This window comes from Ochrobactrum sp. 19YEA23 (genome assembly GCF_029909865.1).
Lineage (GTDB): Bacteria > Pseudomonadota > Alphaproteobacteria > Rhizobiales > Rhizobiaceae > Brucella > Brucella gambitense.
Map to the genome: position 1 here is coordinate 507,840 of NZ_JASAMQ010000001.1, position 12,129 is coordinate 519,968.

Consider the following 12,129-nt stretch of genomic DNA (forward strand, 5'->3'; position numbering starts at 1 on the left):
CTTTCGAAAACGTGCTGCGACTGCAGCCTTGAAGCCTGCTGCAATTGCAGCATCAAAAATACTGTCGAATCACACGACAAACATGGCTTTAATATAGGCGCTAACGGCTTATTTTCCAAATTTTCAGGGCAAATTTACCGGGGATTCCGGTCGTTTGAGCGCATCTCTGCTGCATATCGCGAAACGGACTGCGGATCGGCTTCTGGAAGCGCCACAATTACCCCTTATATGTCATAAAACAACGGTATTTGGAGCGCCCGATGGAAACTGCGACGATGATGCGGGAAGCACTTGAACCCTTTGTGCCGCCAGCGCCGCGCCCGCGCGAAAAGCCGGTCGGTCGTTTCGAGATGATGCGCGTGGTTTACAAGAACCCGCTCGAGCTGTGGGGTGAGCCATCCTACAATGAACGCTGGATTTCCGTCAGCTGGTTCGGCCTCAAGACCATCATCGCCAACGATCCCGGATTGATCCGCCACGTGCTGGTGGATAATGCCGCCAATTATCCCATGTCCGCCATCCGCCAGCGCGTGCTGCGTCCGCTGCTGCGCGACGGTCTCCTGACGGCTGAGGGCCAGGTGTGGAAGCGCTCGCGCAAAGCCATGGCGCCGGTTTTCACGCCGCGCCATATCGGCGGCTTTGCGGAAGCGATGCGCGACCGTTCGCGCCTGTTTGTGGAGCGCTACAAGACCAGTGGCATGATCACAGACGTCGCCCATGACATGACGCTCCTGACCTACGATATTCTGGCAGAAACGCTGTTTTCCGGCGAGATCGCGGGCGATCCCAATGATTTCGCGCGCCAGATCGACAAGCTGTTCGAAACCATGGGTCGCGTCGATCCCTTTGACTTGCTTGGACTGCCCGACTGGTTGCCACGTCTCACGCGTTTGCGCGGCCAGCAGTCGCTGGGCTTTTTCCGCGCGCTTGTCTCGGACACGATTGCCATGCGCAAGGCGCGTATGGATAAGGGCGACGCAGTGCCGAGCGACTTCCTGACGCTGCTTCTGCGTGCCGAAGGACCGGAGGGGCTTAGCCGCTCGGAGATCGAAGACAACATCATCACCTTCATTGGCGCTGGCCACGAAACGACAGCGCGGGCGCTTGGCTGGACGCTTTATCTGCTCGCCAAGGCCCCCGAAGAACGCGAACGGGTTGAAGTGGAGATCGACGCTTTCTTCGAAAAGGGCGGGCGCGATCTGCCGCCGCATGAGTGGCTGGCCAGCCTGCCTTTCACGCGCGCCGCTTTCGAAGAGGCGATGCGCCTTTATCCGCCTGCGCCATCGATCAATCGCGAGGCGGCGGAAAATGATCGCTATGGCGATCTGGAAATACCGAAGGGCGCAACCGTTCTGGTCATGCCATGGGTGATCCATCGTCACCGGCTCTATTGGGATCAGCCGGATGCCTTCATGCCGCAGCGTTTCTGGCCGGAAAACCGCGACCGGCTCGACCGTTTCCAGTATCTGCCATTCGGGGCTGGTGCGCGTGTCTGCATCGGGGCCAGCTTTGCCTTGCAGGAAGCGGTGATCGCGCTGGCGACCCTGCTCGATGGTCATCGCTTCGATGTGCTGGAGACAACAAAGCCGTGGCCGGTGCAAAAGCTCACCACGCAGCCGCAGGGCGGTCTGCCCATGAAGGTGATGAAGCGATAGCAAAAAGCCCGGCCAAGCCGGGCTTTTTCCTTATTGTCAAAGACGCGCTGCATGCCAGCGCAGATGGTCGTCCATGAATGTCGAAATGAAGAAATAGGAATGATCGTAGCCCTCGCGCATATTGAGCGTGAGCGGAATGCCGGCCTTCTTGCAGGCTTCTTCCAGCAGCCACGGGCGCAGGCCGTCATTCAGGAAACCGTCTGCGGTGCCCTGATCAACGAGAAACGCCGGAAATTTGTAGCCGTCCTCAATCAGCAGTGACGCGTCATAGGGACGCCACGCGCGCTCTTCGGCCCCGAGATATTTTTCCAGTGCTGGCTTCGACCATCCGGCGGTCGATGGCTGCACGATGGGTGCGAAAGCCGAGGCCGATTTGAACCGGTCGGGATTTTTCAGCGCAATCGTCAGCGCCCCATGGCCGCCCATGGAATGGCCGGTAATGGCCTGCCGCGCCATATCGAGCGGAAATTCAGCCGCAACCAGTTCGGTCAGTTCCTGCGTGATATAGCTATACATCTGGTAATTCTTTGCGAAAGGCTCCTGCGTCGCGTCGACGTAAAAGCCTGCACCTTTGCCGAACTGCCAGTTATCCGGCTCATCCGGAACGTCATCACCGCGCGGGCTCGTATCGGGGCAAATAACGGCAATTCCCAGTTCTGCGGCCAATTGCCGATATTCGCCTTTGTCCATCACGTTTTGATGTGTGCAGGTCAGTCCGGACAGATACCAGAGCACCGGCACCGGTCCGTTTGCAGCCTGTGGCGGCAGGAAGACGGCAAAGGTCATGTCGCACTGGGTGGTTTCGCTTTTGTGCCGATAGACGCCTTGCGTTCCGCCAAAGCACTTCGCAGTCGAAATCGTTTCCAGGGTCGTTGTCATAAGAATTCCAGTTCCTGATTTGGCGCGCGGATTGGGCAACATCAGCTGCCGAGCGCTACGGCGGCATTGACCGCTGCCGCGACGAGAATGGTGTTGAAGAAATAGGATACCACGCTGTGCATCAGCGTCAGCCGCCGCATGGTGGTGGTGGTGACGCTCGTATCGGATGTTTGCGCGGTCATGCCGATGACATAGGCGTAATAGGCGAAGTCCCAACCCGATGGTTCCGGCGTGCCGGGAAAGTCGAAGCCGCCGCGATAGCGGCTGGCATGGCTGCTGTCGTCGCCAGCCGGATCACGGGGCTGCCAATAGGCATGGGCGTAGTGAATGGCCGTCAGCATGTGAATGGTTGCCCAGCCGAGCGGCACCGATGCAAGCGTGGTCACCAGCGTGAAACTGTCGGCCTGCGGGTGTCTGTTGACCACGATGAACAGCGATACAACCGCCACGATGACAGTTGCGAAAGTCACCAGAAAGATGATCCATGCCGGCTCATCGGTGCTGGCCGCGTGCTTTTTGAGAAATGCCGCCGTGAGCTTCGGCATGACCGTCAAAGTGAGCGCCAGATAAAGCACGAAGAATGTGTTTGCGCCGATGACTGGCGCAAGCGGGCTTTTCAGAAGCCAGGAGACGATAAAGGCTGCCGCGCCGCCGATAGCCGCGAGATAGAAGGACATATGGCGGCGCAGCAGGAACATCAGTTGCTCTTTCTTTGCGGTTGCAGCCGCATGTCGACATGCGGGATGCCATCTTCCAGATATTCGTCCGATATCGCTTCAAAACCAAACGAGCCATAGAATTTCTGCAAATGGCTCTGGCCGCCCAGTTCGATGAAGACGCCGGGAAAGCGCTCTTCCGAAAAGGCGATTGCTTCCTGCATCAGCCTTCGGCCGAGCTGGTAGCCCCGATAATCCGGGGCCACGACCACACGCCCGATCTTGGCGGGTTTGCCTTCGCTTTCCGGCGGGAGAACCCGTAATGCGGCTGCGAGTTCTTCACCGTCAAGAATGCGCAGGTGGAAAGCGCCAATGTCCTTGCCGTCGATTTCGGGATAGGGGCATTCCTGCTCCACCACGAAAATATCCACGCGCAATTTCAGCAGCGCATAAAGTGCACGCGGGGTAAAATCGTCCAGCTCGTCCCAGCGGGATATCAGCGTCTTTTCGCTCATCAGTAGACAATCACCGAACGGATCGACTTGCCTTCATGCATCAGGTCGAAAGCCGTGTTGATTTCATCCAGCGGCATGGTGTGTGTGATCAGATCGTCAATGTTGATCTTGCCGTCCATGTACCAGTCGACGATTTTCGGCACATCGGTGCGACCGCGCGCGCCACCGAAGGCGGTGCCTTTCCAGACGCGGCCCGTGACCAGCTGGAACGGACGCGTGGCGATTTCCTTGCCAGCTTCGGCAACGCCGATGATGATGGATTCACCCCAGCCGCGATGGCAGCATTCCAGTGCCTGACGCATGACATCGGTGTTGCCGGTTGCGTCGAAGGAATAGTCCGCGCCGCCATCGGTCAGGTCCTGAATGGCCTGAACCACCTTGTCATTGCCCACTTCGCGCGGGTTGACGAAGTCGGTCATGCCGAACTTCTTCGCCATTTCGACCTTGGACGGGTTGATATCCACGCCGATAATCTTGTCCGCGCCGACCATGCGTGCGCCCTGAATGACATTGAGGCCGATGCCGCCGAGGCCGAACACCACGACATTCGAACCCGGACGAACCTTTGCCGTATAGATCACTGCACCGATGCCGGTGGTGACGCCGCAGCCGATATAGCAGATCTTGTCGAATGGCGCGTCTTCACGCACCTTGGCGACCGCGATTTCCGGCAGAACGGTGAAGTTCGAGAAGGTCGAGCAGCCCATATAATGGAACACTTCGCCGCCATCGCAGGAGAAGCGCGTGGTCTTGTCCGGCATCAGGCCCTGACCCTGGGTCGCGCGGATCGAGGTGCAGAGGTTCGAGCGCTGCGACAGGCAGGTTTTGCACTGGCGGCATTCCGGCGTGTAAAGCGGAATGACATGGTCGCCCGGCTTGACGGAGGTCACGCCAGCGCCGACTTCGCGCACGATGCCTGCACCTTCATGGCCAAGAATGGCCGGGAACTTGCCTTCGGAATCAAGGCCCGACAGAGTATAGGCGTCGGTGTGGCAGACGCCGGTCGCCATGATTTCGACCAGCACTTCGCCAGCCCGTGGTCCGCCAATTTCGACGGTTTCGATGGTGAGAGGCTTCTTTGCCTCCCAGGCAACGGCTGCACGTGATTTCATGACGATGTTCCCTTCCAGTTGAACAATAGAGCATTTCCAGCAAAAGTGCGAAACGGCTTTTGCATAGGGAAATACGTAAAAACAAACACTTGGCGCTCTATTTCAGATAGGTGCGCAAAATTTGCATGATTTGATCGATCTCGGCATCCGGGTCTGTTGCAACGTCGCCCACAATGGTCTCACGCGCCTGCCCGAATGTCTCGCGGAAGTGACTTTCCAGAACTTCCGCCATCAGGCCATTGGCCGCACCGCGCAAAGCCGCAATCTGCTGCAGCAGCGCCGCACATTCCGTGCCCGCTTCCACGGCGCGTTCCAGCGCTTCCGCCTGTCCACGGATGCGGCGAAGGCGGGTCAGCGCACGCTTTTTATCTTCCGGTGAATGCGGCATGAAACCTCTCGATCTTGCGAGAACCTATATACTATGGGGGAGTATGTCAATTGCTCCGGAATTGGCTTTTGCAAGAATGGTTTTCTCTGCAGTCGGTATGGTCTGGATTTTAAGCCTCAAGCCTTAGATGCAGCAGCGGATAAGGGCGTCCCTGATCATCGGTTTCCGAGCGACCTGTCTCGACAAAGCCCATATGGCGATAAAAGCCCACGCCTTGGGTATTTTGCTCGTTCACATCGACGGTCAGTGCGCCACGTTGTTTGGCGTGCGCAATCATATATTTGCCAATGCCTTTGCCACGCTGGTCGGGCGAAATGAACAAGCTGTCGATATTGTTCTCGGTCATTCCCATGAAGCCGACCGGCTTGCCATCGTTTTCAATGACATCGACTTCCACATTCGGCAGATATTGTTCACCGACCAGCTTTTCGAGTTCATTGAAATCCTCGCGGCTTAGAAAGTCATGCGTTGCCAGTACGCTGGCTCGCCAGATTTTCGTGAGAGCCGGGGCATCAGCCGGAATAGATTTTCGGATATGGATCATCTCTGCTCCTTGTGTGATAAGCACTGAACTGACGCATTATCTTATGGAAATTCATTTGACGAGCCTGCCCGATCTTCCCGTTACACGCATTCTACCGCAATTGGATGCGGCGATGAACGCCCATGCAAGCGCGGTGCTTGTTGCGCCGCCGGGCGCGGGCAAGACGACGCTGGTGCCGATCCATATGCTGGATGCGACATGGCGCGGCGATGGGCGCGGCGATGGCATGATCGTGCTTCTGGAGCCGCGGCGTCTTGCTGCCCGCGCTGCCGCGCGCCGCATGGCGCAGCTTCTGGGCGAGGAGCCGGGCGAAACGGTCGGTTACCGGATGCGTCTGGAAAGCAAGGTGTCGGGCAAGACGAAAATCCTCGTCGTCACCGAGGGTGTCTTTGCACGGATGATCCTTGACGATCCTGACCTCAAGGGCGTGGCGGCGGTGCTGTTCGACGAGTTTCACGAGCGCAGTCTCGATGCGGATTTCGGGCTGGCGCTGGCGCTTGATGTGCAGGCGGCCTTGCGCGACGATCTGAAGATTCTGGTCATGTCGGCAACGCTCGACGGTGCGCGTGTAGCGGCACTTCTGGGCGACGCGCCGGTGATCGAAAGCGAGGGCCGGGCTTTCCCGGTCGATATTCGTTATCGGGAACGAAAAGCCGACGAACGCGTGGAAGATGCTATGGCGCGCAGCATTCGCGATGCGCTGGCCGACGAGACGGGCAGTATTCTGGCTTTCCTGCCGGGGCAGGGCGAGATCGAACGCACGGTTCGCCTTCTGGAAGATCGCGTGCCAGCCCATGTGATGCTTGCGCCGCTTTATGGCGCGATGGAAGGCCGCGATCAGGATGCGGCGATCAAGCCCGCACCGGAAGGCAAGCGCAAGGTGGTTCTGGCGACCTCGATTGCCGAAACCTCCATCACGATTGACGGCGTGCGCGTGGTGATCGACAGCGGGCTCGCCCGTCTGCCGAAATATGAACCGGCCACCGGCCTGACGCGGCTGGAAACCGTGCGCACATCCCGCGCGAGCGCCGATCAGCGGGCGGGCCGCGCCGGGCGAACGGAGCCGGGTATCGCCATTCGTCTCTGGCATCAGGGACAGACGGCATCGCTGCCCGCTTTTTCGCCGCCCGAGATTCTGGAGGCCGATCTGTCTGGCCTCGTGCTCGACAGCGCTGCGTGGGGCGTGACCGATCCGACGACGCTTGCCTTTCTCGATGCACCGCCGAAGCCGGCGTTGAACGAAGCCCGCACCTTGTTGCGGCGGCTTGGCGCGCTGGATGAGGCCGGGCGTCTGACCGCCGACGGCGAAGCCATGCGTCAGCTCGCTTTGCCCGCACGTCTTGCGCATATGGTGGCCGAGGCGGGCAAGCGTGGCGAAGCCTCAAAGGCTGCCGAACTGGCCGTGCTTTTGACGGAGCGTGGGCTTGGCGGCAACGAAACCGATCTCGACACGCGTTTTTCGCGCTTTCGCAATGATCGTTCTGACCGCGCCCAAAGGGCCAAGGGGCTGGCAAAGCGTCTTGCGGCCAATGTGCCCAATCAGGGTACGCCCGCAGGATCAGGGATCGGTCGCATGTTGATCGACGCCTATCCCGACCGGATCGCCAGAGCGCGCGGCCAGACCGGGCAGTTTCTGCTGGCCAATGGTCGTGGCGGGGAAGTGGATAGTTCGATCAGTCTCAGCCGTGCGCCCTGGCTGGTCGTGGCGGACATGTCGGGCAAGGCAGGCCGCGCGCGGGTTCTTTCGGCGGCCGAAGTTTCGGAGGCGGAAATCCGGTCTGCCCTTGGCGACCGGATCGAGAGCGGCCGTCAGGTTGTCTACGATCCTGAAAAGAACGCGCTCAGGGCGCGAGAAGCCGTGCGCATCGGCGCTATCGCCCTTTCGGAAAAGCCGTTGGCCGCACCATCGGGAAATGCAGCCGATGAGGGTGTGATTGCCGCCGTGCACGAGTACGGGCTTGGCATTCTGCCCTGGGGCAAGGAAGCCGATATTCTGCGCCGCCGTCTTGGCTGGCTTTATCGCGGGCTTGGCGATCCATGGCCGTCCATGGAAGATGAGCATCTGTTGGAGACGCTGGAAGACTGGCTGCTGCCCTTCCTGACTGGCGAGGCGCAGCTCGACCGCATTCCGGGTCATGTGTTGAAAAATGGTCTGATGAGCCTTGTGCCCTTCGACCTCCAGCGCAGTGTAGATCAACTTGCGCCAACGCATTTCACTGTGCCGACCGGCTCACATATTCCGATCCGCTACGATGCCGAAGAGCCGGTGCTTGGCGTGCGCGTGCAGGAATTGTTCGGTCTGGGTCAGCATCCGTCCATCGCCAATGGCAAGGTGCCATTGTTGCTGGAACTGCTGTCGCCAGCCCATCGCCCTATCCAGATCACCCGCGATTTGCCGGGTTTCTGGAAAGGATCATGGGCCGATGTCCGGTCCGATATGCGCGGGCGCTATCCAAAACATGTCTGGCCGGAAGACCCGGCCAATGCGGAAGCAACCCGCCGGGCAAAGCCGCGTGGCACCTAAAACGAAGCATTAACCGCCTGCGACCGGATAACGCAGTTCCGCTTGCATTCCTGTCTTCGCTTGCCCCATAAGGAGCGGGATAGAGGGACAGCAGACTATGCACGCAGAATTCGAGAATCGCGCTTCCAATCTTTCGCGTCGTCCGCGATTGACCACGCTGGTTCGCGTGCGCTGGCTTGCCATCGCCGGGCAGACCGCTGCCGTCATGCTGGTGGCGCTTTATCTGCAATTTCCGTTTGCAGTCGGCATTTGTTTTGCGCTGATTGCCTGCTCGGCCTGGCTCAATCTCTATCTGGCCTTTCGTTTCCCGACCAATCATCGGCTGAACCCGGAAGCGGCAAGCCTTGTGCTGGCCTTCGATATTCTGCAACTGGCGGGCCTGCTTTATCTCACCGGCGGGCTGCAAAACCCCTTCGTCATCCTGATGATCGTGCCGGTCATCATTTCCGCTACCTCGCTTTCGGCCCGGCATACCCTGACGCTGGCTTTGCTGGTGGTGGCGTGTACGTCTGTGCTTTCGGTCCGGCATGAACCGCTGCCATGGTATCCGGGCGAAGAGCTGAACCTGCCTTTCCTGTTTGTGATCGGCATCTGGTGCGCCATCACATCGGCGCTGGGCTTTACCGGCGTCTATGCCTATCGCATTGCAGAAGAAGCGCGCCAGCTGGGCGACGCACTGAGCGCTGCGGAACTCATTCTCCAGCGTGAGCAGCACCTGACTGCTCTGGATGGTCTCGCCGCCGCTGCCGCCCATGAGCTGGGAACGCCACTTGCCACCATCGCGCTGGTGGTGAAGGAAATGCAGAGGTCCTATGCCAAAAATCCGGTCGACACGGGTCTTGGTGAAGACATTGCGCTGTTGCATTCGCAAACGCAGCGCTGCCGCGAGATTCTGCAACGGCTGACCAGCTTGTCCTCGGAAAACGAGGAGCACATGTCGCGTCTGCCGTTGTCCTCGCTGATCGAGGAAGTGATTGCACCGCATCGCAATTTCGGTGTGGTCATTGATGTGCAGAAAGTGGAAGGGCCAAAGCCGGAGCCGGTCACGCGGCGCAATCCCGGCCTGCTTTATGGTCTCGGCAATCTGGTGGAAAACGCGGTCGACTTCGCACGCGGCAATGTCAGCGTCACCTGGGGTTGGACGGACAATCAGGTCAGCGTGACCATTCAGGATGATGGCGAAGGCTTCAAGCCGGAAGTCCTCGATCGCATTGGCGAGCCCTATATGACCAGCCGCGACAACACCCGCCATGGCGGCGGGCTTGGCCTCGGGCTGTTCATCGCGAAAACCTTGCTGGAGCGTTCCGGCGCACAGATTGCTTTCCGTAATCGAAGCAATCCGGGGCAGGGGGCCGAAGTCAAAGTGGTTTGGCCGCGTTCAACCTTCACGAGGGTATGAGCCAAAACCTGTTTTCAAATTTGTTTTTGCTCAACTTCTTGTGTTGTCTTTTAGAATTATTAATCAAATACAATGATTTATAGTCTCGCGCGAAATTCAGGGCCGTAGAAATTGCTTCAACGATTCAATGGCTATTTGACTTTTTGACGCAGGGGTATCAATAAGGGATCAAAAATACAGGCAGGAAGCACCCGATGGACGACTTGAAGCAGGAAGACAGCGAAGCCATAGGCAACGACCCCACCCTTCTTCTGGTTGATGACGACAAACCTTTCTTGCAACGTCTGGCCCGCGCCATGGAGAGCCGGGGCTTCCAGGTGACCACAGCGGAATCGGTTGAAGAAGGCATCACCGCCGCCAAGGCAGCAGCACCCGCCTATGCCGTGGTGGATATGCGGCTGGGAGACGGCAACGGTCTCGACGTCATCGAAGCCATTCGCCTGCGCCGTTCCGATACGCGCGCCATCGTCCTCACCGGTTACGGCAATATCGCGACCGCCGTGAATGCGGTGAAGCTCGGCGCCATCGATTATCTGTCGAAACCAGCTGATGCGGATGAGGTGTTCGCCGCTCTGACCCGCCGTCCGGGCGAGAAGGTCGCGCCGCCGGAAAACCCGATGTCCGCTGATCGTGTCCGCTGGGAGCATATCCAGCGCGTCTACGAAATGTGCGAGCGCAATGTTTCTGAAACTGCACGCCGCCTCAACATGCATCGCCGCACCTTGCAGCGTATTCTCGCCAAGCGCGCGCCGCGCTGAGCGTGACGGGAAGCAATCCGGCTTTTGGCGGCTTGTACTGAAAGTTTAGTAGTTTCTTAACTTAGTGAAAGATCCAGTAAAGCCAGATGGTTTTACTGGATTTTCTTATTTACTGAGAATTTTAAGGTATTTTCACTATATTATGCGCAATTCCTAGGGGATTGATCTAAAGTTGAATATAAAAATCTATAATAATAAGGCAACTAGAGCACATCCCGAAAAGTGTGAAACGGTTTTCGGATAAGATGTGCTCCAAAAACAAATAATTGGAGCGGGTCTGAAGCCGCTCCAAGGCCATTCGGAGGAGAATACTGCGCTTTTGGAGCCGCAGGCCCAATTCTCTTGCGCCCGAATGCGCTATCTAACATTCAAGGCAACACATGACTGCTCATATTGATGCATCTTCAAGCGCGGCCGCTCGTCGGCGCGCGCTTATCGCCAGTTTGACTGGCAGTTCTATCGAATGGTTCGATTATTTTCTCTACGGCACCGCAGCCGCACTTGTTTTCAACAAGCTGTTCTTTCCCAATTTCGACCCCGTCGTTGGGTTGATGCTGTCTTACCTGTCGTTTTCGCTGACTTTCTTCATCCGTCCGCTCGGCGGCGTGATTTTCGCGCATATCGGTGATCGCATCGGTCGCAAGAAGACGCTGGTCATCACGCTGTCGCTGATGGGTGGCGCAACCGTTCTCATCGGCTTGCTGCCAACCTATGAGCATATCGGCGTATGGGCTCCCATCCTGCTGATCCTGCTGCGCATGGTGCAGGGTCTCGGCATCGGCGGCGAATGGGGCGGCGCTCTGCTGCTGGCTTATGAATACGCGCCCGCCAACCGCAAGGGCTTTTTCGGCAGCGTTCCGCAGGTTGGTGTGACCATCGGCATGTTGCTGGCCACGCTTTCGGTTAGCCTGATGGTCACCCTGCCGGATGAATCCTTCATGGCATGGGGTTGGCGCGTTCCCTTCGTGCTGAGCGCCGGTCTGGTTTTCCTCGGTTTGTGGATCCGTAACGGTCTCGACGAAACGCCGGAATTCAAGCAGGCGAAGGAAAGCGGCAATGTCGCCAAGATGCCGCTTGTTGAAACGCTCCAGAACCATTGGCGCGAAGTGCTGATCGCCGCTGGCCTGAAGGTCGTGGAAACCGCTCCGTTCTATATCTTCTCCACCTTTGTGGTGAGCTATGCCGTGAGCACACTGGGCTTCGACAAGAGCGCCGCGCTAAACGCAGTGATGATCGGTGCGCTGGTCGCTTCGGTGCTGATCCCGACCATGGGTCTCGTTTCCGATTATGTGGGTCGCAAGACGGTTTATGTCGTTGGTTGCGTGCTGCTTGGTCTGTTCATCATTCCCTACTTCATGCTGCTCGACACAAAGACCGTCTGGGGCCTGACCCTGGCAACGGTCATCAGCTTCGGCGTTCTCTGGTCGCCGATCACTGCCGTTCTGGGCACGCTGTCGTCGGAAATCTTTGCCACCAAGGTGCGCTATACCGGCATCACGCTCGGCTACCAGCTGGGTGCCGCTTTGGCTGGCGGTACCGCTCCGCTGATCGCCACCTGGCTGCTCGCCAAATATGAAGGCAGCTGGCATGCAGTCGCCGCCTATCTGCTGGTGACGGTGCTGATTTCGCTTATCGCAATCATCGCGATCAGCCGCAGCCGTTCACGGCAGTAACAGGCAAAAGCAAACATTTGAAAGCG

Annotated in this window: 11 protein-coding genes; 5 read left to right on the top strand and 6 right to left on the bottom strand. The window is 58.4% G+C overall.

Annotation, left to right across the window (positions count from 1 at the left end):
* Positions 1-260 precede the first annotated feature (260 nt).
* A complete protein-coding gene (locus tag QBD01_RS02270) occupies positions 261-1,655 on the top strand; it encodes a cytochrome P450 (RefSeq protein ID WP_280991441.1) in 1,395 nt (464 codons plus the stop codon).
* Positions 1,656-1,691: 36 nt separating this feature from the next.
* Here QBD01_RS02270 and fghA read toward each other — a convergent pair whose 3' ends face one another.
* The 6 genes from fghA to QBD01_RS02300 all read right to left on the bottom strand — a co-directional run bounded on the left by fghA (position 1,692) and on the right by QBD01_RS02300 (position 5,749).
* Entirely contained in the window at positions 1,692-2,522 is an 831-nt protein-coding gene (gene fghA, locus QBD01_RS02275; protein ID WP_280992091.1) for an S-formylglutathione hydrolase, read from the bottom strand.
* Between the two features lie 53 nt (positions 2,523-2,575).
* On the bottom strand, positions 2,576-3,232 hold the full coding sequence (locus QBD01_RS02280; RefSeq protein WP_078339662.1) for a DUF1345 domain-containing protein: 657 nt from the start codon (positions 3,230-3,232) through the stop codon (positions 2,576-2,578).
* A complete protein-coding gene (locus QBD01_RS02285) occupies positions 3,232-3,705 on the bottom strand; it encodes a GNAT family N-acetyltransferase (RefSeq protein WP_280991442.1) in 474 nt (157 codons plus the stop codon). Before QBD01_RS02285 ends, QBD01_RS02280 begins: the two co-directional genes overlap by 1 nt.
* Entirely contained in the window at positions 3,705-4,817 is a 1,113-nt protein-coding gene (locus QBD01_RS02290) for an S-(hydroxymethyl)glutathione dehydrogenase/class III alcohol dehydrogenase (protein ID WP_078339660.1), read from the bottom strand. Before QBD01_RS02290 ends, QBD01_RS02285 begins: the two co-directional genes overlap by 1 nt.
* 97 nt (positions 4,818-4,914) lie before the next feature.
* On the bottom strand, positions 4,915-5,205 hold the full coding sequence (locus QBD01_RS02295) for a metal/formaldehyde-sensitive transcriptional repressor (protein ID WP_280991443.1): 291 nt from the start codon (positions 5,203-5,205) through the stop codon (positions 4,915-4,917).
* Positions 5,206-5,314: 109 nt separating this feature from the next.
* On the bottom strand, positions 5,315-5,749 hold the full coding sequence (locus QBD01_RS02300; protein ID WP_280991444.1) for an acetyltransferase: 435 nt from the start codon (positions 5,747-5,749) through the stop codon (positions 5,315-5,317).
* A 55-nt stretch (positions 5,750-5,804) separates the two neighbouring features.
* Between QBD01_RS02300 and hrpB the strand changes: the two genes are divergently transcribed.
* The 4 genes from hrpB to QBD01_RS02320 all read left to right on the top strand — a co-directional run bounded on the left by hrpB (position 5,805) and on the right by QBD01_RS02320 (position 12,103).
* Entirely contained in the window at positions 5,805-8,273 is a 2,469-nt protein-coding gene (hrpB, locus tag QBD01_RS02305) for an ATP-dependent helicase HrpB (protein WP_280991445.1), read from the top strand.
* A 97-nt stretch (positions 8,274-8,370) separates the two neighbouring features.
* Complete coding sequence (locus tag QBD01_RS02310; protein WP_280991446.1) at positions 8,371-9,672, top strand: ActS/PrrB/RegB family redox-sensitive histidine kinase; 1,302 nt, start codon at positions 8,371-8,373, stop codon at positions 9,670-9,672.
* Between the two features lie 194 nt (positions 9,673-9,866).
* Positions 9,867-10,430 (top strand): global response regulator transcription factor RegA, encoded by a 564-nt coding sequence (regA, locus tag QBD01_RS02315; protein WP_280991447.1) that lies wholly within the window; start codon positions 9,867-9,869, stop codon positions 10,428-10,430.
* A 380-nt stretch (positions 10,431-10,810) separates the two neighbouring features.
* Positions 10,811-12,103: an MFS transporter gene (locus tag QBD01_RS02320; protein ID WP_078339655.1), complete on the top strand. Its 1,293-nt coding sequence runs from the start codon at positions 10,811-10,813 to the stop codon at positions 12,101-12,103.
* The last annotated feature ends 26 nt before the right edge of the window (positions 12,104-12,129 follow it).

Coding starts and splice junctions, on each gene's coding strand:
- regA (WP_280991447.1), top strand. CDS start 9,867: ATGGACGACTTGAAGCAGGAAGACAGCGAAGCCATAGGCAACGACCCC.
- QBD01_RS02270 (WP_280991441.1), top strand. CDS start 261: ATGGAAACTGCGACGATGATGCGGGAAGCACTTGAACCCTTTGTGCCG.
- QBD01_RS02285 (WP_280991442.1), bottom strand. CDS start 3,705: ATGAGCGAAAAGACGCTGATATCCCGCTGGGACGAGCTGGACGATTTT.
- QBD01_RS02300 (WP_280991444.1), bottom strand. CDS start 5,749: ATGATCCATATCCGAAAATCTATTCCGGCTGATGCCCCGGCTCTCACG.
- QBD01_RS02290 (WP_078339660.1), bottom strand. CDS start 4,817: ATGAAATCACGTGCAGCCGTTGCCTGGGAGGCAAAGAAGCCTCTCACC.
- QBD01_RS02280 (WP_078339662.1), bottom strand. CDS start 3,232: ATGTTCCTGCTGCGCCGCCATATGTCCTTCTATCTCGCGGCTATCGGC.
- QBD01_RS02310 (WP_280991446.1), top strand. CDS start 8,371: ATGCACGCAGAATTCGAGAATCGCGCTTCCAATCTTTCGCGTCGTCCG.
- QBD01_RS02295 (WP_280991443.1), bottom strand. CDS start 5,205: ATGCCGCATTCACCGGAAGATAAAAAGCGTGCGCTGACCCGCCTTCGC.
- QBD01_RS02320 (WP_078339655.1), top strand. CDS start 10,811: ATGACTGCTCATATTGATGCATCTTCAAGCGCGGCCGCTCGTCGGCGC.